Origin of the sequence: Nocardioides sp. R-C-SC26, from assembly GCF_021246465.1 — a bacterium.
Lineage (GTDB): Bacteria > Actinomycetota > Actinomycetes > Propionibacteriales > Nocardioidaceae > Nocardioides.
In genome coordinates, this window is record NZ_JAHRHK010000005.1 from 42,958 (window position 1) to 66,382 (window position 23,425).

20 protein-coding genes are annotated in these 23,425 nt (G+C 70.4%); 10 read left to right on the forward strand and 10 right to left on the reverse strand.

Annotation, left to right across the window (positions count from 1 at the left end):
- Positions 1 to 76 precede the first annotated feature (76 nt).
- A complete protein-coding gene (locus tag KSO97_RS06135) occupies positions 77 to 3,292 on the forward strand; it encodes an immune inhibitor A domain-containing protein (RefSeq protein WP_232677202.1) in 3,216 nt (1,071 codons plus the stop codon).
- A 110-nt stretch (positions 3,293 to 3,402) separates the two neighbouring features.
- Here the strand turns inward: KSO97_RS06135 and KSO97_RS06140 are convergent, their stop codons facing one another.
- The 3 genes from KSO97_RS06140 to KSO97_RS06150 form a co-directional block, all read right to left on the reverse strand.
- Positions 3,403 to 3,870 carry an SRPBCC family protein gene (locus KSO97_RS06140; RefSeq protein ID WP_232677204.1) on the reverse strand — a complete coding sequence of 156 codons (468 nt, stop codon included), beginning with the start codon at positions 3,868 to 3,870 and terminating at the stop codon, positions 3,403 to 3,405.
- Positions 3,871 to 3,989: 119 nt separating this feature from the next.
- A complete protein-coding gene (locus KSO97_RS06145; RefSeq protein WP_232677205.1) occupies positions 3,990 to 4,961 on the reverse strand; it encodes a 1-aminocyclopropane-1-carboxylate deaminase/D-cysteine desulfhydrase in 972 nt (323 codons plus the stop codon).
- Positions 4,958 to 6,388, reverse strand: a complete 1,431-nt coding sequence (locus KSO97_RS06150) for a CCA tRNA nucleotidyltransferase (RefSeq protein ID WP_232677374.1) — start codon at positions 6,386 to 6,388, stop codon at positions 4,958 to 4,960. Before KSO97_RS06150 ends, KSO97_RS06145 begins: the two co-directional genes overlap by 4 nt.
- A gap of 151 nt (positions 6,389 to 6,539) precedes the next feature.
- Here KSO97_RS06150 and KSO97_RS06155 point away from each other — a divergent pair, with 151 nt between their 5' ends.
- The 9 genes from KSO97_RS06155 to KSO97_RS06195 all read left to right on the forward strand — a co-directional run bounded on the left by KSO97_RS06155 (position 6,540) and on the right by KSO97_RS06195 (position 18,177).
- Entirely contained in the window at positions 6,540 to 8,750 is a 2,211-nt protein-coding gene (locus KSO97_RS06155; RefSeq protein ID WP_232677206.1) for a DUF6049 family protein, read from the forward strand.
- Entirely contained in the window at positions 8,747 to 10,522 is a 1,776-nt protein-coding gene (gene murJ / locus KSO97_RS06160) for a murein biosynthesis integral membrane protein MurJ (protein WP_232677207.1), read from the forward strand. The genes KSO97_RS06155 and murJ overlap by 4 nt, the downstream gene beginning before the upstream one ends.
- Before the next feature lie 39 nt (positions 10,523 to 10,561).
- Positions 10,562 to 12,460 (forward strand): protein kinase family protein, encoded by a 1,899-nt coding sequence (locus tag KSO97_RS06165; protein WP_232677208.1) that lies wholly within the window; start codon positions 10,562 to 10,564, stop codon positions 12,458 to 12,460.
- Entirely contained in the window at positions 12,450 to 13,319 is an 870-nt protein-coding gene (gene sigM, locus KSO97_RS06170; RefSeq protein ID WP_232677209.1) for an RNA polymerase sigma factor SigM, read from the forward strand. The genes KSO97_RS06165 and sigM overlap by 11 nt, the downstream gene beginning before the upstream one ends.
- A 94-nt stretch (positions 13,320 to 13,413) precedes the next feature.
- A complete protein-coding gene (locus KSO97_RS06175; protein WP_232677210.1) occupies positions 13,414 to 14,244 on the forward strand; it encodes a hypothetical protein in 831 nt (276 codons plus the stop codon).
- A 248-nt stretch (positions 14,245 to 14,492) separates the two neighbouring features.
- Entirely contained in the window at positions 14,493 to 15,458 is a 966-nt protein-coding gene (gene trxB / locus KSO97_RS06180; RefSeq protein WP_232677211.1) for a thioredoxin-disulfide reductase, read from the forward strand.
- A gap of 94 nt (positions 15,459 to 15,552) precedes the next feature.
- Positions 15,553 to 15,879: a thioredoxin gene (gene trxA / locus KSO97_RS06185; RefSeq protein WP_308188262.1), complete on the forward strand. Its 327-nt coding sequence runs from the start codon at positions 15,553 to 15,555 to the stop codon at positions 15,877 to 15,879.
- Between the two features lie 169 nt (positions 15,880 to 16,048).
- Positions 16,049 to 17,263 (forward strand): pyridoxal phosphate-dependent aminotransferase, encoded by a 1,215-nt coding sequence (locus KSO97_RS06190; protein ID WP_232677212.1) that lies wholly within the window; start codon positions 16,049 to 16,051, stop codon positions 17,261 to 17,263.
- Between the two features lie 140 nt (positions 17,264 to 17,403).
- Positions 17,404 to 18,177, forward strand: a complete 774-nt coding sequence (locus tag KSO97_RS06195; protein WP_232677213.1) for a 1-acyl-sn-glycerol-3-phosphate acyltransferase — start codon at positions 17,404 to 17,406, stop codon at positions 18,175 to 18,177.
- Positions 18,178 to 18,275: 98 nt separating this feature from the next.
- Here the strand turns inward: KSO97_RS06195 and KSO97_RS06200 are convergent, their stop codons facing one another.
- From KSO97_RS06200 to rnpA, 7 genes are all read right to left on the reverse strand, one after another.
- Positions 18,276 to 19,307: a ParB/RepB/Spo0J family partition protein gene (locus tag KSO97_RS06200; RefSeq protein ID WP_232677214.1), complete on the reverse strand. Its 1,032-nt coding sequence runs from the start codon at positions 19,305 to 19,307 to the stop codon at positions 18,276 to 18,278.
- Positions 19,304 to 20,095 (reverse strand): ParA family protein, encoded by a 792-nt coding sequence (locus KSO97_RS06205; RefSeq protein ID WP_232677215.1) that lies wholly within the window; start codon positions 20,093 to 20,095, stop codon positions 19,304 to 19,306. Before KSO97_RS06205 ends, KSO97_RS06200 begins: the two co-directional genes overlap by 4 nt.
- 325 nt (positions 20,096 to 20,420) lie before the next feature.
- Positions 20,421 to 21,206, reverse strand: coding sequence for a 16S rRNA (guanine(527)-N(7))-methyltransferase RsmG (gene rsmG / locus KSO97_RS06210; RefSeq protein WP_308188263.1), 786 nt, complete (start codon positions 21,204 to 21,206; stop codon positions 20,421 to 20,423).
- Between the two features lie 8 nt (positions 21,207 to 21,214).
- Positions 21,215 to 21,724: a R3H domain-containing nucleic acid-binding protein gene (locus tag KSO97_RS06215; protein WP_232677217.1), complete on the reverse strand. Its 510-nt coding sequence runs from the start codon at positions 21,722 to 21,724 to the stop codon at positions 21,215 to 21,217.
- On the reverse strand, positions 21,721 to 22,725 hold the full coding sequence (gene yidC, locus KSO97_RS06220) for a membrane protein insertase YidC (RefSeq protein ID WP_232677218.1): 1,005 nt from the start codon (positions 22,723 to 22,725) through the stop codon (positions 21,721 to 21,723). The genes KSO97_RS06215 and yidC overlap by 4 nt, the downstream gene beginning before the upstream one ends.
- Positions 22,726 to 22,743: 18 nt before the next feature.
- Complete coding sequence (yidD, locus tag KSO97_RS06225) at positions 22,744 to 23,070, reverse strand: membrane protein insertion efficiency factor YidD (RefSeq protein WP_269782087.1); 327 nt, start codon at positions 23,068 to 23,070, stop codon at positions 22,744 to 22,746.
- On the reverse strand, positions 23,067 to 23,417 hold the full coding sequence (gene rnpA / locus KSO97_RS06230; RefSeq protein ID WP_232677219.1) for a ribonuclease P protein component: 351 nt from the start codon (positions 23,415 to 23,417) through the stop codon (positions 23,067 to 23,069). Before rnpA ends, yidD begins: the two co-directional genes overlap by 4 nt.
- Positions 23,418 to 23,425: the final 8 nt, after the last annotated feature.

Consider the following 23,425-nt stretch of genomic DNA (forward strand, 5'->3'; position numbering starts at 1 on the left):
CCCCCCCCCCCCCCCGCGGCGCCCCCCCCGCCCCCCCGCCGGGGCGCCCCCGGCGACCCTGCTCGCCGTCGGCCTGATGCCGGCCCTGGCACCGTCGTCGTCCGCCGCCGACGATCCGGCGCCGCGGCTCGATCCGCTCCCGACGCTGTCGCTCGGCAAGCGGCTGCTCTCGGTCGAATTCGACCCCGTCACGGCCACGCCGGCTCCGGGCGCGCCCTTCACCGTGCGCGGGTCGGTGCACCGACTCACCCAGGACACCCTCGCGCTGCTCGGCGCGACCAGCGCCGCCACCTTCACCCTCGCGGTCGACGACGCCCGGGGCGCGACCCTGGCGACTCGCCGGGTCACCACAGCACCCGACGGCAGCTTCACCGTCACGATCCCGGCCTCGGCCACCGAGGCGGTCGCCACCGACGACGGCGCCGTGTCGCTCGCGCTGCGCGCCCTGGACGTGCGGTCCGGCGACGGGTTCCAGAGCACGCCGGGCGACGAGGCCGGCTCGACGTCGGTGGCGCTGCGCTCGCGGGCACGTGGGCTGCGCGTGGTGAATCGGTTCGTCTCCTCCCGCGGATGGGTCAAGCCCGGGGAGAAGTACCCCTCGAGCATCGTGGTGACCAACCCGACCAGTAAGGCCGTCAGCGGTGCTCGGGTCGAGCTCACCGCGCCCGTCGGCACCCGGTTCCTCACGGCGAGCGGCCCGGGCTCGACGTCGGTCACCGAGTCCGACCTGACGTGGCGGGTGCCCCGCGTGGCGGCAGGCCGTTCGGTGACGCTCGTCGTCGATCAACGGGCGGCCTCGCTCCGACAACTGCCCACGTTGGTGTGGCGCGACCTCTCCACGACAGCCGTGCTCACCACCGGTGGCCGCACCGCGGGCCGGTCGACGAGCCACGGGCCGAAGGTGATCCCGCCGGGCGGCGCCTACGACTCCGCGCGCTACGGCGATCGGCCGTTCCCCGTCGTCCCGGTGCAGTACACCGACCGGCGCTACGTCGACGGACACTCCGGCGCGGGCTTGGAGCGTGTGATCAATTCGCCGGCGAACCCCGGATCGACCTTCAACCTCTTCCAGGAGATGTCGTTGGGCCAGCTCTACCCCCACGGCACGGTGCCCTCGGCGGGCATCGCCTCGGCGGACTTCGACTACGCGCCCGGCTTCCCGACCTACCGCACCGATCTGACCAAGGTGAACACCTGCACCGGGGTCACCTTGAGCGACCTGGGCGCGACGGCGTTCGGCAGCCCGCTCTACTCCGAGCGGATCACCGACGGCGTCTACAACCTGCCCGGCACCACCGGCTACTACGGCGCGGACGGCAACGGTTCGGCCGTGATCGGCAGCCTGACCGGCATCGCGGCGCTGCAGAACATCGACAGCGGATGCGGTGACACCTCGAAGATCGTGCAGGACGCCGCGGCGCTCGCCGACCCCGAGATCGATTACAACGACTACGACACCGACAAGGACGGCCTGGTCGACTTCTTCATGGTCGTCTACGCCGGCTGCGGTGGCCACGGCGAGTCGCAGGGCCTGGGCGGCGACCTCGCCTGCGGCCTGCCCTACGACAACATCTGGCCGCACTCCAGCTCCCTGGAGTACTCGGTGACCGACCCGGTGACCGGCCTCGACGGATTCGCCACCGACGACCAGCTCCGCGACCTCGAGGGGCGCCCGCTCTACTGGACCGACGGCTCCTTCACCAAGCAGACCACGCGGAAGACCGCTCACAAGGTCTTCGTGCGCGTGGGGCCGTACAACCTCAACCCGGAGACCGCGATCGAACGCGCCTCGGTGATCTCCCACGAGTACGGCCACTCCCTCGGCCTGCCCGACTTCTACACGACCGGCTCGGCGACCTACTACGACGACTGGACGCTGATGTCGAGCGACAAGTCGCAGAACATCGACGCCTACGGTCGCCAGGAGCTCGGGTGGGTCGTGCCCGAGGTGCTCGGCAAGGGTTCGCGCACCGTCAGGTCCTGGCCGGACTCCAAGCAGGACACCGGCGTGATCCGCTGGCGCACGGCGTCGGGCGAGCCCTACGTGCTGCGCCGCGGACGCGACGGCATCGTGCACAACTCGCGGATGTACGTCGCGAAGCTCCCGGGGCGGGTGTTGATGAAGCCCTCCGCGTTCGACACCGGCGTCAAGGCCAGCAAGTCCCACGCCTGGTTCTCGGGGTCCGGCAACGACTTCGGCTGCAACGCGACCGGCGGCGGGCACAACCTCGACCTCTCGCTGCCGGCGCTGGCGAAGCTGCCCTCGGGCTCGAGGGTCAGCCTCAGCATGAAGTCGTACTTCTCCATCGAGTGGGACTTCGACTACGGCTTCGTGCTGACGTCGAAGAACGGCGGTGGTGACTGGCGATCGAACGCCTCGACCCGGCAGGTGCCGACGACCACGGCGTCGTCCAACCCGAACAGCAACGCCTGTCAGGGCACGTACGGCAACGGGATCACCGGCTCCAGCTCGTCCTACTCCGACCCGTTGACCGCCCAGCTCGACCGCACGCTCGGCAACCAGCCGGCACCGTCGTTCATCGCCGACACCTTCGACGTCAGCGACCTGGCCGGAGCGACGTCGCCGGTCATCCGGTTCAGCTACGCCACCGACCCCGGCCTGGCCCTGCCCGGCTGGTTCATCGACGACGTCAAGGTCACCGCCACGCTCCCCTCAGGGACGACGAAGGTGATCTACCGCTCCGACTTCGAGAAGTCCGGCGGTCCGCGCGACCCCTTCGTCTTCAACGGCGGCTGCAAGCCCGGCGTCCCAGGGGGCAAGTGCACCGACGGCTGGCAGTACGTGCGGGCCGGAGCGCGCTCGTCCGACTTCGATCACGCCTACTACCTGGAGATGCGCGACCGCTCGGGCTTCGACCTCGACGGCCGCGGCCAGATCGACCGCGACCCGATCAGCTGGCAGCCCGGCCTCTTCCTGGCCTATGCCGACGAGTCACGCGGCTACGGCAACAACGGCGTCGACAAGGCGCCGGCGCAGACGCCGCTGGACGCCGTCCCGCAGCCGGGCGAGATGAACCCGAACCTGGCCGACGCGGCCTTCACCGCCACCAAGGCCCGGTCGACGTACTCCGACTTCGGGGCCGGTCATGTCGACAACTACACCAACCCGACCGGTGCAGGTCGATGGGTGCTGCGGTTCGACTGCCTGGCGTTCCGGGTGCTCGGCCTGCGAGGGGCCGGCGTCGGACCGCGTCGCTCCGACGGCGACCTGAGCGGGACCGTGCGGATCCGCACCGGCCCGGGCTGCGCTGGCTTCGACTACGACTACTGATCACCACACGGCGTCTCGACAGGCTCGACACCGTTCGGTGGTCGAGCCTGTCGAGGCCGTGGCAGCCCGGTGAGGCCGGGCGCGCTCCTCGACCGCCGGGGTGGCCCGAATCAGGCGGAGGCCTCGGCCTCGGCCTTGATCTTGGCCAGGGTCTCCTGCATCCCGTCCTTGAGGTGCTGGGTGAAGCCGTCGACGCCCCCGAGGATCGTCTTGGTCAGCACGATCGACACGGCCGAGACGCCCTGCGGGAGCTCACGGCGCTGGGTCAGCGTCGTGCCGCCGGCGGCGTTCTCCTCCAACTGGAAGCTCCAGATGGTGCGGTTCTCCTTGATCCGCAGCGCGAAGTCGCGGTGCGGCTCGAACCGGACGACCTTGGAGCTGGTGGGCCAGAACAGCGGGCCCTTGCGGTTGAGGTTCTTGATCGTGGCGCCCTGCTTCACCACACCGCCCTTGACCGTGCTGCGCACGACCTGGGGGCTCCACCGCGCCATCGCGGGGACGTCGCTCACCAGCGCCCACACCTGGGCGGGGGTCGCGGCGATGTCGATGCTCTGCTCAAGCTCTTCGTACTCGGCCATGGCCGCAACCTACGCGCCGGTAACGATGGCGTCACGGTGGCCCGCATCGTGATCGTCACCACACCGGGCATCGATCCGCGTCCTCCGGCGCCACCCTGCGACGCGTTCGGGATGCTGGGTCAGCCGCGCGGTCCGTGGGTGGCCAGCCAGAGAACCGGTCCGGCGAGGGCTCCGGCGCGGTCCAACTCGCGGATCGCCGCCAACGCCTTGCCGGTGTAGACGGGCTCGACCTCCACCCCGGACGCTGCGGCGCGCTCCACCTCGGCCACCGACGCAGGCGTCGGGTCGCCGTAGGTGCTGCCAAGCCAGTCGGCACGCAGGTCCAGCTCGACGTCGGGCACGTGCGGCACGCCCTCGGCACCGCGGTCGAGCAGCAGTTGGCGGGTGCGACCGATCAGCCTGCCGATCGCGACGGCGTCCAGGCGCACCATGTCGTTGACGACGACGCCGAGCACCCGCGTGCCCTCGTCCCCGCGGCGGAGTCCGGCCCACCTCAGTCCCAGCTCGAGTCCGGCCACTGTGCCGCCGGATCCGACCGGCACCACCAGCACCGATGGCTCGGGGAGTTCGCCGGCTGCGACCTGGGCGGCGAGCTCGAACGCGACGTCGACGTAGGCCAGCGACCCGACGGCGTTGGAGCCGCCGGCAGGCAGATACCAGGGCCGGTAGCGGGCGAGCAGCCACGGTGCGGCCATCTTCAGGCGCGTGGGCGTCGCGTAGCGATGCAGCCGCGCACCGGACGCCGTCAGCCGTCGGAGCTGGTCGCGTACGTGGTCGTCGACGGGCTGGTCGACGAGCCCGAGCACCGTGCGCAGGCCGTGCTCGGCTCCGTACAGCGCGCACGCCAGACCCCAGTGCGTGCCGATGCCGCCGACGGTGAAGAGCGTCGAGACGCCGCGACGCTGCGCCTCGGGGATGATCCACTCGAGCTTGCGCACCTTGTTGCCGCCCCAGCGGCCCTCGCCGAAGGCGCCCTCGTCCTTGACCCAGACCTCGGCGTCGAACCCGAGATCCAGTCGGCGTACCGGCGTGGGCGTCGCACCCAGCGGCAGGTGGGTCAGGCCCGGCGCACGAAGCGCGAGCTCGCTCACGCGCGGTCGCCCCGGGCGGCCCACCAGGCGAGCAGCCGCTCGCGGGCGGCGTCCTCGCCGATCACGCCGTCGTCGAGTCGGACGTCGAGCAGGAACCGGTAGGCCTCGCCCACGTCGCGGCCAGGCCCGATACCGAGCAGCTCCATGATCTGGTTGCCGTCGAGCTCGGGCCGCATCGCGGCGAGCTCCTCCTCGGCCGAGAGCCGCTCGATGCGCGCCTCGAGGTCGTCGTAGGTCCGGCGGAGCCGCTCGGCCTTGCGGCGGTTGCGCGTGGTGCAGTCGGCGCGGGTCAGGATGTGCAGGCGATCGAGCTGGTCGCCGGCGTCGCGCACGTAGCGACGCACCGCCGAGTCGGTCCACTCACCCGTCCCGTAGCCGTGGAAGCGCAGGTGCAGCTCGACGAGCTGGGCCACCGACTCGGTCTCGTCGGTGGAGAAGCGCAGCGCCCGCATCCGCTTGGTGGTGATCTTGGCGCCCACGACGTCGTGGTGGTGGAAGGTCACCGTGCCGTCGTCGAGGAAGCGCCGCGTCTTCGGCTTGCCCACGTCGTGCATGAGGGCGGCGAAGCGGCTGACGAAGTCGGGGCCATCTCCGGGAAGACGCGACTCGAGCTCGATCGCCTGCTCGAGCACCGTCAGGGTGTGCTCGTAGACGTCCTTGTGGCGGTGGTGCTCGTCGCGCTCCAGACGCAGCGCCGGCAGCTCGGGGAGCACGTGCTCGGCCAGGCCGGTGTCGACCAGCAGAGCCAGGCCCAGCCGCGGGTAGGGCGCGCAGATCAGCTTCACCAGCTCATCGCGCACGCGCTCGGCCGAGACGATCGTGATCCGGTCGGCCATGTCGCGCATCGCGTCGACGACCTCGGGCGCGACGGTGAAGCCGAGCTGGGCGGCGAACCGCGCCGCGCGCATCATCCGCAGCGGGTCGTCGTCGAAGGAGGACTCGGGCGTACCGGGCGTGCGCAGCACCCGGTGGGCGAGATCGACGATGCCGCCGAAGGGGTCCTCGAAGACGCTGCCGGGCACCGAGACCGCCATCGCGTTCACGGTGAAGTCGCGGCGTCCGAGATCGCCGGCGAGGTTGTCTCCGTAGACGACCTCGGGCTTGCGGCTGTCGGGGTCGTAGGTCTCCGAGCGGTACGTCGTCACCTCCACGATCCATTCGCCCTTGCGGGCGCCGATCGTGCCGAAGTCGCGCCCCATGTCCCACCAGGCGTCGCCCCAGGCGCGGAGCACCTTCTCCGACACCTCCGGCCGGGCGGACGTCGTGAAGTCCAGGTCGGTGTGAGATCGGCCGAGCATCGCGTCGCGGACGGGGCCGCCGACGAGGTGCAACTGGTGGCCGGTGCGGGCGAACCGCTCGCCGAGATCGTCGAGCAGGGGCGCCAACCGCGCCAGCTCGGCACTCACCCGCTGCTGCACCTCGACCATCGAGAGCGGCTCGGCCGGAACCGCAGCGGCCGCGGACGGCGTGGCGCGGGCAGGGTGGGAGGACGGCGCGGACACGGCCCGATCCTATTTGAGTCCGACGGGGCTGGCGCGCGCGGCCGGACCGACCCGGGGCGGGGCTACCCTCATGCCCGTGGTCTCCCCGCCGTCGATCCTGCGCGACCTCAGCCTGGGTCCGCCGATCGTCGGCGTGGCGAGCGGCACCAGGCGCGGGGGTCGTGCCGATCGGATCGCGGCGATCGTGCTCCTCGCGCCACTCATCGCCACCCTGCTGCTGCTCGCACCCGCGACGCAGGCGCCGGCGAGCGCGGCCCCGGCTGCGCCGAACGACGACGCCCCGCTGCGCGTCGTCATCGACGCGATGGCCCCGGCCTACGTCCCCGAGCGCGGCAACGTCATCGTCGCCGGCACCGTGACCAATCGCAGCGAGGAGACCTGGACGACGATCAACCTCTACGCCGTCTGGGGTGGATCGCTGGGACCGCTGCGCAGTCCGGGCGAGTTGGCGGCGGCCGCGGCCTCGCCGAGCGACGCCCCGTTCGGGGATCGGATCGTCTACGAGGGCAAGCCGGGCAAGATCGATTCCCTGGAGCCCGGCGCGAGCGCGACCTTCACCGTCACCGTGCCGGCCTCGGCACTCCCCACCGACGGCGGCGGCGCCTACCTGTTCGGTATCCACGCCTCCGGTCAGAGCGACAGCACCCCGCGCGACTTGGTGACCGACGGTCGCGCCCGCACCTTCCTGCCCTACCTCCCGTCGCGGGTGACCACACCGGTCGACGTGGCGATCGTCCTCCCCCTGACGCGGGCGATCACCTACGCGGGCGACGGATCGGTCGACGGCACCGGCGAGTGGCAGCGCACGCTCAGCTCCGGCGGGCGGCTCGCCGACCTCCTCGACTTCGCCGGGTCCGCCGGCGGCCGCCCGGTGTCGTGGCTGGTCGACCCGGCGCTGATCGACGCCGTCGACCGACTCCGTCAGGGCAACCCGGGTCGCTCGCTCGCCCCGACCGTCACCGAGCCCACTCCCGGGGACGGCGAGACCGGCACGGCCGCGCCGCTCGCCGAGACCGATCCCGACGCCGAGGCCGACCCGGTCATCGCCACCGCGCAGAGCTGGATGGCCGAGGCGACCGATCGCCTGGGCTCCGCGGCCGACGTGCTCGCGCTGCCCTACGGCAATCTCGACGTTCCGGCGACCCTCGCCCACGCTCCCGCACTGCTCGCGGAGGCGCGGACGCTCGGTGCCGACGCCCTCGGCGAGGCCGGTATCGAGACCACGCCGGCCCTGGCCTCGCCCGGCGGCTACCTCGACGCCGCGTCGATCACGACCGCGGGCGACGACACCACGGTGCTCGCGACCGACCTGATGTTCCCCGGCTACGCGCCGGCGGTCGCCGCGGTCGACGGCGTCGACGTCGTCGTCACCTCCTCCGGCGCGAGCGCCGGCTCACCCGGGCCCCGGCCGACGCAGAGCGCCGTCGGCCTGCGCCAACGGATCCTCGCGGAGGCCGCCGTCCGGGCGCTGCGCTCCACGCAGCCGCCGCTGACCGTGCTGCTGCCGACCGAGTGGGGGCTGAGCTCGGCCTCGGCGTTCTGGTCGGGCCTGGACGCACCGTGGCTGAACCTGGTCGGCGTCTCCGACATCGCCGCGAACACGGCCTCCACGTCGGTCGATCCGGCGGCGCTGACCTACCCCGAGCTCCAGAGCCGTCGCGAGCTCGATCCCGAGTTCTTCGAGCGGATCGCCGCGCTGGTCACCGAAGGCGGAACCCTGCAACGCGTCCTGGTCGGCAACGAGACCCTGGCCGACGTCGTCACGCGGCAGGCGCTGACCGGCGCGGCCTACAGCGTGCGCAACTCACCCAGCGCCGGTCGGCTCGCGCTGGCCCGCATGCAGGGCTGGTTCTCCGACGTCTTCGACTCGCTGCAACTGCGCGCCACCGAGGGCGTCACGCTCTCGAGCCAGTCGGGCACGTTCCTCGTCACCGTCGCCAACGACCTCGACCAGACCGTGCGCGTCGGCATCCGCGCCGAGGCCGACGGCGGCATCACCGTGCGCGCGGCCGACCCGGTGCAGATCGGTCCGCGCAGCCGCGCCAACGTGCTGGTCACCGCGACCACCCGCACCAACAAGGTGCACAACGTGGAGCTGTTCCTCACCGACGAGGACGGCGTCCGGTTGGGCAGTGCCGACCAGGTGCCGATCCGGTCGGTCCAGGTCAGCGACGTGATCTGGGTGATCATGGGCACCGGGATCGGCGTGCTCTTCATCGCCATCGCGATCCGGCTCGCGCGCCGCATCCGGGCCGCCCGCAGGGGCGCACCGGCGGAGACGGCGTGACCTCACCCGAGGAGCCCGGAGCCGGCGTCCCTGCGGACTCGCCCGATCCCGTCGAGCCCATCGACCCCGGCGACCCGGCGGAGACCGTGGGAGCGGACAGCCCGAGCCTGCTCGGCTCGAGCGCGGTGATGGCGGCGGGCACGCTGATCTCACGGCTCAGCGGGTTCCTGCGCTCGGCCCTGCTCATGGTGGCGCTCGGCAACGTGCTGCACGCGGACCTGTTCAACATCGCCAACACCGTCCCGAACATGCTCTACATCCTGCTGGCGGGCGGCGTCTTCAACGCGGTGCTCGTGCCGCAGCTGGTGCGCGCGATGCGCGAGGACGCCGACGGCGGCGAGGCCTACACCCAGCGGGTCGTCACCGCTGCCGGGCTCTTCCTCCTCGTGGTCACCGTCGCGCTGGTGGTCTTCGCACCCCAGGTGATGTCGCTCTACCTCGACGAGCGGTTCGACGCCCCCGACCGCGCAGCACACGTCGAGTCGGTCGTCCGGTTCGCCCAGTACTGCCTCCCGCAGGTGTTCTTCTACGGGATGTTCGTGCTGGTCGGTCAGATCCTCAACGCCCGAGGACGGTTCGGACCGATGATGTGGGCCCCGATCGCGAACAACGTGATCGCGGTCGGAGTGCTGCTGGTCTACCTGATGGCGTTCGGCCCCGCCCAGGGCGCGGAGTTGCGCGGGCCGTACAGCCCCGGGCAGGAGGCGGTGCTCGGTCTGGGGTCCACGCTGGGGATCGTCGTCCAGCTCGCCATCCTGGTTCCGTATCTGCGTCGGGCGGGCTTCCGCTTCCGACCCCGCTTCGACCTGCGCGGGTCCGGTCTGGGGCGCACGGCGCGCCTTGGCGTGTGGACGATCCTCTTCGTCGTCGTCAACCAGATCGCCTACACCGTCGTGGTGCGTCTGGCCTCCAGCGGTACCGCGGACGGCGGCGACGGCACCGGCTACACGGTCTACTCCTTCGTCTTCCTGATCGTGATGGTGCCGCACTCGGTGATCACGGTCTCGCTCGCGACGGCGGCCCTGCCACGACTCTCGGCGCTCGCGGCGGGTGACGACCGCAGCGGTCTGGCGCACACGCTGGCCGACACGCTGCGCACGACCCTCGTCGTGATCGTCTGGTTCGCCGGACTGCTGCCGTTCGTGGCCGACGACGTCGCCAACGTGATCTGGAACCACGGGCCGGAGTCGGCGGGCTACACCCAGTACGTGCCGACCCTGATGCTGTTCGGCCCAGGCCTGGTGATGTTCACCGTGCACTACCTGGTGCTGCGCGGCTTCTACGCCCTCGAGCAGACCCGCACGGTGTTCTGGATCCAGTGCATCGTCGCCTCGACCAACATCGCCGCGGCGATCGTGCTGGTCTCGGTGACCTCCGACCGCTGGACGGCCCCCGCCCTCGCGCTGGCCTACGGCGTCTCCTACGCCGTCGGCTCGGCCGTCTCCTATCGCGTGCTGGCGGGCCGTCTCGGTGGGCTGGAGAGTCGGCGCACGCTCCGCTTCGCCGTGCGGCTGGCCGTGGCGGTCGCGGTGTCCTCGGCCCTGGCCGCGCTCATCGCCGGTGTCCTCGCCGAGTGGGGCAGCGCCCCGTGGTGGGTGCTGGCGGGCCTGCGCGGCGGCCTCGTCGCGCTGGTCGCGCTCGGCGGTCTGCTGCTGGCCGCGCGCACGTTGCACCTGCGCGAGGTGACCGATGTGGTCGACGTCGTGGCGCGGCGCCTCGCTCGCGGGCGAGGAGGAAACACCGGGCGCGGTGGGCGCCGCGCTCTACGATGACCTGACTGCCCGATTCGCGGTCTCGATCCAGGAGTCCAGGTGCCCACCAGCAACAGGCCCGGCGACGTGCTCGCCGACCGCTACCGCTTGGTGGACCTGCTCAGCGAAAGCGGCGGCGGCCGCTTCTGGCGTGCGCACGACCGGATGCTCGAGCGCTACGTCGCGATCCACGTCATCGCCGAGGACGACGCGCGCGCCCCGCAGTTCATGGATGCTGCGCGCCGCTCGGCCACCGTGCTCGACCGGCGCATCCTGCGGGTGCTCGACGCCGACCACGCCGACGGCATGTGCTTCGTCGTCAACGAGTGGGGGTGGGGCACCAGCCTCGACGTCGTGGCGAACAACTCCGGTCCGCTCGGACCGCGGCGGGCCGCCTGGGTGGTGAGCGAGGTCGCCGACTCGCTGACCACCGCCCACGCGGCCGGAGTCGGCCACGGTCGCCTCAATCCGGAGAACGTCCTGATCGACGCAGGCGGCGGTCTGCACATCATCGGCTTCTGCATCGACGCCGCCCTGCACGGTGTGGACGCCGACGGCGCGCTCGAGCGCGACATCCACGACGTCGCTGGCCTCCTCTACTGCGCGCTCACCGCCAAGTGGCCCGGCAGGTCGGGCTCCCTGGTCGCCCAAGCGCCGTCGGTGCACGGCCAGGTGCTGCGACCACGGCAGGTCCGCGCGGGCGTGCCCCGCCAGCTCGACGCGCTGTGCGAGGCCGTGCTCACCGCGCAGCCGCACGAGCGGATCCCGTCGATGCGCGCGATCCGCGACGAGCTGCGCGACTTCGTCGGCGACGCCACCGGCGTCGCCCAGGCCCTGGCGGCCAGCGTCCCGCGGATGCAGGCCGACGAGGGCGAGCAGATCGTGCTCCCCCCGGTGCCAGAGGTGCTGCCCCACGACTCACCCGAGGCCGCCGGCATGCGCGACGTCCTCGACACCGACCAGCCCCCCCTCGACCGCGGCACCGCCTCGTTCACCGACACCGGCACCGGGGCACTCTCCGTGTCGGACGCCGCGCCGGCCTCGGCCGAGGTCGACGTCCCGACCGAGGCGGGCCTGCCGATCTTCGGTGACGAGGACGACGTCAGCTGGCTGGAGCGGCGCACCTCCCCGGTGCCCCCGCCGCCGCCGTTCGAGGAGCCGCCCGAGCGTCCCCTCTTCGCCCCCACCCCGACCGACGGCGGTCCCGCGCGCAAGCCGCGCGAGGGTGCGACGCCCCCCACCGGCATCCGTCCCGACGACGAGCACTGGCCCTTCGGGCCCGAGGCCCAGCGAGGGCGTCCGGCCACCCGACCACGCCCGCCCGCGCCGGTTGCCCTGCCCGGCGGCGTCCCCGGGCGCTCCTGGCAACGTCTCGCCGGCGTCCTGCTCGTCGTCCTCCTGCTGGCTGTGGCACTGGTCGTCGCGCTCACCCTGCGCGGCGGCGAGTCGCCCGAGGAACCTTCCGCCACGCCGTCGGGCAGCTCGTCGCAGGCGCCGGCTCCGGTGCTGGAGGGCCTCAGCGTCACTGTCCTGGATCCGCTCGGCACCGACGGGGGTGTCGAGAACGACGACCAGGCACCCAACGCCGTCGACGGCGACCCCGCCACCACGTGGTCGACGCAGGGCTACAACGACCAGCTCGGGCCGCCGCCCGGGCTGAAGACCGGCGTCGGTCTCGTCGTCGACCTCGGCGGCAGCCACGACGTCACCTCAGTCGAGCTCGCGTTCGCGACGTCACCGACGTCGGCCACCGTGTTCGCCGCCGACGTGCCGCCCGCCCAGGTCGACGACATCACCGCCATCGGCAGCGGCACCGCCGAGAACGGATCGCTCACCGTCACCCCCGGCGAGGGCGTCTCGGCGTCCTACCTCGTCATCTGGCTGACGGCGCTTCCGCTGGACCCGAGCGACAACCGCTACCGCGGTCAGCTCGCCGAGGTGGTCGTCCGTGGTCGCTGAGACGCCCGGTGTGGAGGGTGAGGTGGCCGAGGAGGGCACCGGTGCCGGCGACGCCCACGCGCCCCCGACGTCGTCGGGCGCGCGCCCCGGGGGTGCGGGCGCCGGCCCGACCAGCGAGACTTCGCCGGTGCCCGTGTCCGCCGAGTCTCCGAGGGCCTCGGATGGGTCCCGGGTCGCTACCGAGCCCGGACAGCGCAGCGACGCCGAGCTGATCGCCTGTCACGTCGCGGGCGACGCCGACGCGTTCGGTGAGCTCTTCGCTCGGCATCGTGACCGATTGTGGGCCGTCGCTCTGCGCACGATGGGGCACCCGGAGGACGCCGCCGACGGACTCCAGGACGCGATGGTGGCCGCCTACCGCCGCGCCGGCTCCTTCCGCGGCGACGCCGCGGTCACCACCTGGCTGCACCGCATCGTCGTGAACTCCTGCCTCGACCGGCTCCGAGCAGCACGCGTCCGTCGAGCCGAGCCGCTGCCGGACGACCTCGAGGAGTACGGCGAGCGCGGTGGGCTCGTCACCGGTGCCGCCGAGAGTCGCGGAGGCGACCCCGTTCGCGCCGCGGAGAGCTCCGAGCAGCGCACCCGTGTACTCACCGCGCTGAGCACACTGCCCGCCGACCAGCGTGCGGCGATCGTGCTCGTCGACATGGAGGGCTACTCCGTCGCCGAGGTCGCCGAGATCCTCGAGTGCGCGGTCGGTACCGTGAAGTCGCGATGCTCTCGCGGTCGGGCGCGGCTGGCGTCGCTCCTGGCCGACCTCGTCGGCCCGGAGCGGGTGGACGGCGATCCGGAGCGGAACCAACCAGCCCGGCGAGACGTCCCATCCGCACAGGCTCCGCGCGGGCCACCCGTGGTCTGAGAGCGGCGTCACGCCGCGGTGATCCGGGTCGCCTCGCGCTACCCCGCCGTCCTACCCGAAGCACGTCACCCCACCCCGTCTGGAGAGCAGCCCCGTGTCCGAGAGCCCGTCCCGCGAGCAGCGCGAAGAGCGCCTGCGCCGGTTGCTGGCTCAGGCACGCCATGACGACCCGATGCCCGACGACGTCGCCTCGCGGCTCGACCGCGTCCTGGAACGCCTGGCCGCCGAGGAGCCGCCCCGCGACGAGCACGACGTCGTCGAGCTCGCCGCACGACGTCGTCAGCGGGTGACGGCGCTGCTCGTGGCCGCGGCCGCCGTGGTGGTCGTCGGGGTCGGCGTCGGCAGCGCCGTCCGCCCGGACTCGGACTCCGCCGACGTCGCCTCGGCGACCGGTGGGGCGCCTGAGGAGGAGGTCGCGAACGCGGAGAGCTTCGCGAGCGACTCCACCGCCCGGTCCGATCTCGGCGACACGACGCCGAAGACCGACGAGGACGGAGCAGGCGACAGCGGTGGCGGGTCTTCGTCCTACAGCGCGGAGGACCCCAGTGCGCTGTCGGCGCCGCAGACTGCGCCGGACGGCTCGTCGTCGCTCCAGGGTGGTCCGACTGCCGGGACCACCTCCAGCGGGAGCTCGGGCCGGGTGGTGCGCCTGACCCGTGCCACGTTCACCCTCAAGGTGCGCCGGCTCGCGGGCCGCGTGCCGAGCGACGTCGCGCGGAGCCGGGGCACGACTCCGTCCTCGCCCGATTTCGTGTGCGCCGGTGCCCCGTGGGGCCCGGGTGTGCTCGTCGCCGCCCTCTACGGCGACATCCCGACTGTCCTGGCGCTGCGCCCCACGACGGGCCGGACCAGGACGGTCGAGCTGCTCCAGTGCGGGAGCGGAGCGGTCCTCCGCTCACTCGTGGTGCCCGTCGACGGTGGTTGAGGCGGAAGTCTCGACAAGCTCGACCACCGGGTCGGTCATCGAGCCTGTCGAGATCGGGTGAGGGTCCCGACGAGCTCGACCACCGGGTCGGTCATCGAGCCTGTCGAGATCGGGTGAGGGTTTCGACGAGCTCGACCGCCGGTGGTGGGGAATCGCGCTCGCCTACGATCGGTTGAACCGGACGCGACGACGCCTCCCGTCGCGCGTCACGATCCCACCGAATCATCGTCCACGTCTGGAAGGGCTCCATGTCCGAGATCCGCAACGTCATCATCGTCGGCTCCGGCCCGTCTGGTTACACCGCAGCGGTGTACGCCGCGCGTGCCAGCCTGGCCCCCCTGGTGTTCGAAGGGTCGGTCACCGCCGGCGGTGCGCTGATGAACACCACCGAGGTGGAGAACTTCCCGGGCTTCCGCGACGGCATCATGGGTCCGGCGCTGATGGACGAGATGCGCGCGCAGGCCGAGCGATTCGGTGCCGAGCTGGTCTCCGACGACATCGTCGAGATGGACCTCACCGGCGCTGTGAAGATCGTCAAGACGGCCACGGACACCTTCAGCGCCCACACCGTGATCCTCGCGACCGGCTCGGGCTACCGGAAGCTGGGTCTGCCCGACGAGGAGCGGCTCTCCGGTCGCGGTGTCTCCTGGTGTGCCACCTGCGACGGCTTCTTCTTCCGCGAGCAGCACATCGCCGTCGTGGGCGGTGGCGACTCGGCCGTCGAGGAGGCCACCTTCCTGACCCGGTTCGGGTCGAAGGTCTCCATGATTGTGCGGCGTGACGAGCTGCGTGCCTCCAAGATCATGCAGGAGCGCGCGTTCGCCGACCCCAAGCTCGACATCATCTGGAACTCCGAGGTCGCCACGATCAACGGTGCCGACAACCTCGAGTCGGTGACTCTGCGTGACACCGTCACCGGGGAGACCCGCGATCTCGACGCGACCGGTCTGTTCATCGCGATCGGCCATGACCCGCGCTCGGAGCTGCTCACCGGTCAGGTCGATCTCGACGAGAACGGCTACGTGCTCGTGCAGCACCCGAGCACGGCGACCAACATCGCCGGCGTGTTCGCCTGCGGTGACCTGGTCGACCACCACTATCGCCAGGCGATCACCGCCGCCGGTACCGGCTGTGCGGCGGCGCTGGACGCCGAGCGGTTCCTCGCCGACCTCGAGCACGCGGCGCACGCCGTCTCGGGTTCGGCTACCGCCTGACCGATCGGGAACACCGGCCGCCGGCGTGGTGTTCACTTCATACAGACCTCCGCGTTCCGCATCGGCGGCACGCACGACCGAAGGGAATGGTCCCGTGGGCAACATCGCAGCCGTCACCGATGCCGAGTTCGACGCACAGGTGCTGAAGTCCGACAAGCCGGTCCTGGTGGACTTCTGGGCCGAGTGGTGCGGGCCGTGCCGCCAGGTCGCACCGATCCTCGACGAGATCGCCGGCGAGCACGGCGAGAAGATCACGTTCTTCAAGATGAACGTCGACGAGAACCCGGTGACGCCGTCCTCCTACCGCGTGACCGGCATCCCGACGATCAACGTCTACTCCGGTGGCGAGGTCGTCCGCACGATCGTCGGTGCCCGCCCGAAGGCAGCCCTGCTCAAGGAGCTCGAGGAGTTCACCGCCTGAGTCGACCTCGCGTCGCGCAGGGTCGCTGCCTCGCAGCGCATCGAGAGGGCCGGGGGTCACCCCCGGCCCTCTCTGCGTTCATCTACCTGTAGATAAAGCGTTCAATCGCTTTATCGACATGAGGTCCGCGCCGACAAACCGTTCGACCTGACCTGCGAGGATGGCTCTCGTGCGTCAGATCCGCCAGAGCCGCAAGCTGCTCGACGTCCGCTACGACGTGCGAGGCCCCATTCTCGTCGAGGCCCAGAAGCTCGAGGCGGAGGGCCACCGCATCCTGAAGCTCAACATCGGCAACCCACAGCCCTTCGGCTTCGAGGCACCGGAGGCGATCCTCGCCGACGTGACCCGGCACCTCCCCGAGTCGCAGGGCTACAGCGACTCCCGTGGGATCTTCTCCGCTCGTACTGCCGTCGCCCAGTACTACCAGTCGCGCGGTCTGCGCGACACGCACGTCGACGACGTCTTCATCGGCAACGGCGTCTCCGAGTTGATCTCGTTGGTGCTGCAGGCGTTCCTCGATGACGGCAACGAGATCCTCGTGCCCGCCCCGGACTATCCGCTCTGGACCGGGGCGGTGACACTGTGCGGCGGTGTGCCGGTGCACTACCTCTGCGACGAGGCGAACGACTGGAACCCCGACCTCGCCGACATCGAGTCGAAGATCACCGAGAACACCCAGGCGATCGTCATCATCAACCCGAACAACCCCACCGGCGCGGTCTACAGCAAGGAGATCGTCGCGGGCCTGGTCGACATCGCCCGGCGCCACGAGCTCGTCGTCCTGGCCGATGAGATCTACGAGAAGATCATCTTCGAGGACGCCGTCCATCACCACGCAGCGACGGCCGCCGGCAGCGACGTGCTGTGCCTGACCTTCTCCGGCCTGTCCAAGGCGTACCGGGTCTGCGGCTACCGCGCCGGCTGGGTGATGATCTCGGGCCCCAAGGAGGTCGCCGAGGACTTCCTCGAGGGCCTCACCCTGCTCGCGAACATGCGGATGTGCGCGAACGTGCCGGCCCAGCACGCGATCCAGACGGCGCTCGGCGGCTACCAGTCGATCGAGGAGTTCATCGGACCAGGTGGTCGCTTCTACGAGCAGAGCATGCTGGCCCACCGGCTCCTCAACGAGATCCCGGGCGTCTCCTCGGTCAAGCCGATGGGTGCTCTGTACTGCTTCCCGCGGCTCGACCCGGACGTCTACGCCATCGACGACGACGAGGCGTTCGTGATCGACCTGCTGCGCGCGAAGAAGATCCTGATCACTCATGGCACGGGCTTCAACTGGCCGCGTCCCGACCACTTCCGGCTGGTGACGCTCCCCGACGTCACCATGCTCGAGGAGGCCATCGGGCGCATCGCGGACTTCCTCGCCACACGACGCTGACGCGACGCCGACGGCCGGTCCTCCGCCGTACGCTGGCCCGGGCGGCGACGAGTTGCGACGTCGTGTCATCGTCGTCTTCACGTGGACACCGGGTCTCACGTGCGTTGTCGGATCCGCCGCTGCTCTGAGGAGTCCCCCTGATGCTCGACATCACCTACCCGCCGGTCATCGTGGCGGCCAAGGCTGCGTTCCGAGTGCTCGGGCAGCGCTTCGATCTCACGGGGACCGAGCACGTCCCGAAGTCGGGCGGGGTACTGCTGGCGGTCAACCACATCGGGTACGTCGACTTCATCTACGGCGGGCTCGCCGCCAACCCGTCTGGTCGCAAGGTGCGCTTCATGGCGAAGCGCGAGATCTTCGACCACCCCCTGGGCGGTCCGTTCATGCGGTCCCTGCACCACATCGAGGTCGACCGCGGAGCCGGGACGGCGTCCTTCACCCAAGCCGTGGACTTCCTCCGCCGCGGTGAGGCCGTAGGGATCTTCCCCGAAGCCACGATCTCCCGCTCGTTCGAGCTGAAGGAGTTCAAGTCCGGCGCGATCCGCATCGCGGCGGAGGCCGGCGTGCCCGTCGTGCCGGTGATCCTGTGGGGCACGCATCGGATGCTGACCAAGGACCACCCCAAGGACTTCTCACGCGGCAAGACCATCGCGATCCGCTGTGGCGAGCAGATGCGCTTCACCGGTGAGGACCCCGTCGCGGAGACGGCGGCGCTCCGCTCCGTGATGGCGGATCTCCTGGACGCGACGATCCGGTCCTACCCGGCGGCGGAGCAGCCGCCCGGCTCGTGGTGGCTCCCCGCCTCCTACGGTGGATCGGCACCGACTCCGGACGAGGCCGAGCAGCTCGACGTCGAGGAGCGCAAGGCCCGCGCCGCCCGTCGGGCCGCCAAGCGGGCGCAGGCCTCCGACTAGGGCCGGCCGATCGCTATATCTTTTTGTCGATATAGCGATCTATCAATTCCGGTTGCCTGGGTCGTGAGCAGCGCTCGCTTCTCGAGCACGGTCCGAGGTCAGACCGGCCGATCGCTGCGGTTGCGCGGGTCCATGATGTCGACGATGCGACGTAGATCGTCCAGTGAGGCGAACTCGACCGTGATCTTGCCCTTGCGCTGACCCAGATCGACCTTGACCCGGGTCTCCAGGCGATCGGAGAGGCGTTCGGCGAGGTCGGCGAGGCCCGGCGCCACCGGACGACGGCGGACGCTGCGAGCGGCGCCTCCACGTCCGTGCTCGCCCACAGCGACGATCTCCTCGAGGGCGCGGACACTGATCCCCTCGGCGACCACACGCTGGGCGAGTCGATCCTGGATCTCGGCGTCGTCGATCGAGAGGAGCGCTCGGGCGTGACCAGCCGACAGCACGCTCGCTGCCACCCGTCGCTGGACGGCCGGGCTGAGCTTCAGCAGACGGAGCGTGTTCGAGATCTGCGGGCGCGACCGGCCGATACGCCCCGCGAGCTCCTCATGGGTGCACCCGAAGTCCTCCAGGAGCTGCTGGTAGGCGGCGGCCTCCTCGAGCGGATTCAACTGACTGCGGTGCAGGTTCTCCAGGAGCGCATCGCGCAGCATGTCGACGTCGTCGGTCTGGCGCACGATCGCCGGGATCGTCGTCAGACCGGCCTCCTGGGAGGCGCGCCAGCGGCGCTCGCCCATGATCAGTTCGAACGGCGAGTCTCCGTCGGACGTCGCGCGCACGACGATCGGCTGCAGCAGCCCGATCTCCTGCACCGAATGCACCAACTCGGCCATCGCGTCCTCGTCGAAGACCTGGCGCGGCTGGACAGCATTCGGACGGATGTCGCCGATCGGGAGCTCAACGAAGTAGGCGCCGGCGACGGGGGCGAGGCCGTTCTCGTCCGACTGACTCGTCGTCGCGCCGCCGTCCGTGGTGGCGCCCGCGCCCGGGGCTCCCTGCGCCGGCCCGCGGTCTGTCGTGGCTACGCCGGGGCTTCCTTCGCCCGACTCGGCCGGCGTCGGCCCCGTCGGGATGAGCGAGCCGAGTCCTCGTCCCAGACCTCGTCGTTGCTGACCGCCACCGCTCACGGACGTGCTCCCTTCATCGCGATCTCACGTGCTGCCTCGAAGTAGCTCAACGCTCCCGGCGACCCGGGGTCGTAGGTCATCACCGTCTGCGCGTAGGACGGCGCCTCGGAGACCCTCACCGACCGTGGGATCGCGGTCTTGAGCACCTGATCGCCGAAGTGCTGGCGAACCTCGTCCGCGACGCCGGCGGACAGACGCGTCCTCGCGTCCACCATCGTCAACAAGATGGTGGACACCGACAGGTCGGGGTTGAGATGGGCCCGCACCATGTCGACGGTCTCCAGGAGCTGGCTGAGGCCCTCCAGGGCGTAGTACTCGGTCTGGATCGGAATCATCATCTCCTCGCCGGCGACGAGGGCGTTCAACGTGAGCAGCCCGAGCGAGGGTGGACAGTCGATGAAGACGTAGTCGAACCGATCCTCGCCGAGGGCGTCGGCCGACCCGACCTGCGGATGGCCATGGATCGCACGGCGCAGGCGGCCCTCGCGGGCCACCACCGAGACCAGCTCGATCTCGGCGCCGGCGAGGTCGATCGTGGCCGGCACGACCGACAGGTTGGGGAGATCGGGGCACACCGTCACGACCTCAGCCAGCGGCTGACCGTCGACGAGGGCGTCATAGGTGGAGGGAACGCCTCGTCGGTGCTCCACGCCCAATGCCGTCGACGCGTTCCCCTGTGGATCCAGGTCGACCACCAGGACGCGCTGGCCGAGTTGGGCCAGTGCCGCAGCCAGATTCACCGTGGACGTCGTCTTGCCGACGCCACCCTTCTGGTTGGCAACCACCATGATGCGTGTCCCCGACGGCCGCGGGACCCTCGAGCCCTGAGGAGACTCCTGGCGAGCAAGCACACTGTGCTGGGCAGCCCGGGCCAGTGGCGTCTCATCAGGGTCGTAGCCCCCGTCGTACGAGGCCAGGTCTCCGGCCGTTCTGATCGGCACGTCGCTCTCCGTTTCACGTGAAACATCGGTGGCAGTGTCCTCGGCGGCGACCGTGATCGCCCCACACACCGCGCTGCTCGCTGTAGACCCAGGCGACTGAACCTGGGGAAAACTCACTGGCATCTGTGGACGACCACGCTCAGCGGGACGGTCAGCGTCGGTGGAGAACTCATCATCCACCTTGCTCACCTCGGTCCCTCGGACTTGCCTTGCTCCCCGCAGTCCGTCGCCCACGCGCAACACCGGCGCGCGTCGAGCGCCCACCGCGACGATCCGATCCGCCGGGTCGAGAACTCGACAACGGTACCGGTCGTCCCGGCTCCCACGAGACTCGGACAAGATGCACCGGATCGAGACCTGCAGGACCGAGCACGATGAGTTCCGGGTCGGACCCGCCGACGGCCCTCACCGCGGCTCGAGAATCGACGATCTCCGCGGGTGCCGTCGACCCCTTCATCGCCAGGACACACCCCGACGGACGCACAAGCGGCAACGACCACCCCACCAGACGGTCGAGCCCCGCCACAGCGCGCGAGGTCACGACATCGAAGTCCCGCACGCCCACAAGTGAGTCCGCGCGGCCGCGATGCACCTCGACGTTCCTGAGGCCCAGCTCGGTGACGACCTCGGTGAGAAACGTCGTACGCCGCAACAGCGGCTCGATCAGCGTCACTGACAGGTCGGGCCGGTCGATCGCTAGGACCAGGCCGGGCAGCCCCGCCCCCGACCCGACGTCGGCCACGGACGAACCAGCTCCGATCGCCTCGCCGACGACCGCGCAGTTCGCCAGATGCCGTTCCCACAGACGGGGCACCTCACGCGGCCCCAGGAGGCCGCGCTCGATACCCCAGGTCGCAAGGAGATCGGCGTACCGGACCATGGCCGGCCAAGTCTCAGAACGGAACACCCCCCGCACCACGTCGGGCGCGGGGGGTGCCGCTGTTTCACGTGAAACCATGGATCAGATCACTCGGGGAGTACCACCACGAAGCGCCGAGGCTCGACGCCCTCGGACTCCGACGTGAGACCCGCCGCCGCGACCGCGTCATGGACGACCTTCCGCTCGAACGGCGACATCGCCTCCAGCGACACCGGCGAGCCGGTCTCGCGAGCCTGAGCCACCGCCGCACGAGCCTCCTCCTCCAGCGTGACACGGCGAGCGGCACGGTGACCCGCGATATCGAGCATAAGCCGCGACCGCTCACCCGTCTCGCGGTAGATCGCGAGGCGCGTCAGCTCTTGGAGTGCCTCGAGCACCTCACCGTCGCGACCCACCAACTGACCGAGCTGCCCACCGACGATCGAGACCGAGGCGCGATCACCATCGACATCAAGATCGAGGTCACCATCCAGATCGGCGATGTCGAGGAGCTCCTCGAGATAGTCCGCGGCGATGTCGCCTTCCTGCTCGAGACGAGCGACCCGACTGGTCTGCGCCGTCTCGGAGACCTCAGACTCCGTCGACTCGATGCTCATGACTCTTCTCCCTGCTTCTTCAACTGCTGATCACGTCTCGCGGACTGCTGCCGCTGGGCCTTCGTCTGACGCTTCGGCTGCTGGCGCTGCGCTGGTCGGAGCTCCTCCACCGCGACATCGCCCGCACCGCCGTCGATCGTCTCAGTACCGCTGCGCCGCGCCTTCAGACGATCACGCTCGGCCTTCGCTGCGAACGCCGGGGTTCCCGGTGCCGGGTTGTTCCTGATCACGTAGAACTGCTGACACATCGTCCACAGGTTCGACGTCGTCCAGTACAGAAGGACGCCGATCGGGAACGCGACACCACCGAGACCGAACACCACCGGGAGGACGTAGAGCAGCATCTTCTGCTGCTGCGCGTACGGACCGGTCAGAGCATCGGCCGGCATGTTCTTACTCATGAGCTGCCGCTGCGTCATGAACGTCGTGGCCGTCATGGCGAGAACGAGGAACAACGCCACGACCATGACCAGCGCGTGCGGGTCGTCACCCCAGGTCCGGGCGCCCCAGAACGATTCGGCGAGCGGGATCCTGCCACCGATCTCGGACTGACCGAACTGCTCCGCCAGCTTCTCGTTCAGGAAGCCATGAGGCGTTCCCTTCTTCGCCGCCTGATCGAGGAGACGGAACAGGGCGAAGAAGATCGGCATCTGCAACAGCAGCGGCAGGCACGAAGCGAACGGATTCGTACCGGCGTCCTTGTAGAGCTTCATCGTCTCTTCGCCGAGCTTCTGACGATCGTGCCCGTACTTCTTCTGAAGCTCGCGGACCTTCGGCTGCAGCAGCTGCATGTTCCGCTGCGACTTGATCTGCTTCACGAACAGCGGGATCAATGCCATCCGGATCACCAGCGTGAGACCCACGATCGACAACGCCCAGGACCAACCACCGCTCGGTGAGAGGAACAGGCTGAAGAACTTGTGGAAGCCGATCATGATCGCGGAGATCACGTAGTACAGCGGCGTCATGATGGCGCCACCGATGGTGGAGAAGAAGTCCACGGAAACAGGCTCCTCGTATCAGGGAGTCGACCGCGAGACCGCGGTCGGACCGGGAAGGGGGACGTTCACAGGGGAGACCGGCTCGCCATGACGCGGGGGCACCTTGTCCACGCCACCGGCTGCCCACGGATGGCATCGAGCCAGGCGGCGCGCGGCGAGCCACGAACCCCGAACACTCCCATGCACCGTGACGGCCTCGAGCGCGTACGCCGAGCAACTCGGGTAGTACCGACATACCTGGCCGTAGAGCGGGCTGATCATGACGCGGTACAGGCGGAGCAGAACGATCAACACAGCACGGACCGGATCGAACCGCACCCAGTCGAACCGGGCTCGCCCACTCATGAGGATCCCGCCCGCGCCACGGCATCGGCGAGTTCGCCCGCAAGCACGTCGTAGGACGCAGACGACGACGCAGGCAAGGCACGCACCACGACGTCCGACGAGGACATCACGGCCCCGCTGCGGATGAGCTCTGCCGCCGCGTGACGCAGACGCCGCTTGACCCGATTACGGACCACCGAGTTGCCGACAGCCCGGCTCACGACGAAACCGAATCGAGCATCATCGGGGCAGGAACCTAGGCGCTCACAGAGATGCACCACCAGGGTCGAGCGGGCAGCACGCTTGCCCCGACGCGTCGTTGCCCGGTAGGACGAGGCGTCGGTGAGACGATGATGCGCGGCCAGCACAGCTGAAC

Excerpts from the sequence above, each read along its gene's own strand:
- KSO97_RS06215 (WP_232677217.1), bottom strand. The coding sequence starts at position 21,724 with ATGAGCATCGAGTCGACGGAGTCTGAGGTCTCCGAGACGGCGCAGACC.
- KSO97_RS06135 (WP_232677202.1), top strand. The coding sequence starts at position 77 with ATGCCGGCCCTGGCACCGTCGTCGTCCGCCGCCGACGATCCGGCGCCG.
- trxB (WP_232677211.1), top strand. The coding sequence starts at position 14,493 with ATGTCCGAGATCCGCAACGTCATCATCGTCGGCTCCGGCCCGTCTGGT.
- KSO97_RS06195 (WP_232677213.1), top strand. The coding sequence starts at position 17,404 with ATGCTCGACATCACCTACCCGCCGGTCATCGTGGCGGCCAAGGCTGCG.
- KSO97_RS06150 (WP_232677374.1), bottom strand. The coding sequence starts at position 6,388 with ATGGTCGAGGTGCAGCAGCGGGTGAGTGCCGAGCTGGCGCGGTTGGCG.
- yidD (WP_269782087.1), bottom strand. The coding sequence starts at position 23,070 with ATGAGTGGGCGAGCCCGGTTCGACTGGGTGCGGTTCGATCCGGTCCGT.
- KSO97_RS06205 (WP_232677215.1), bottom strand. The coding sequence starts at position 20,095 with ATGGTGGTTGCCAACCAGAAGGGTGGCGTCGGCAAGACGACGTCCACG.
- rsmG (WP_308188263.1), bottom strand. The coding sequence starts at position 21,206 with ATGGTTTCACGTGAAACAGCGGCACCCCCCGCGCCCGACGTGGTGCGG.
- KSO97_RS06140 (WP_232677204.1), bottom strand. The coding sequence starts at position 3,870 with ATGGCCGAGTACGAAGAGCTTGAGCAGAGCATCGACATCGCCGCGACC.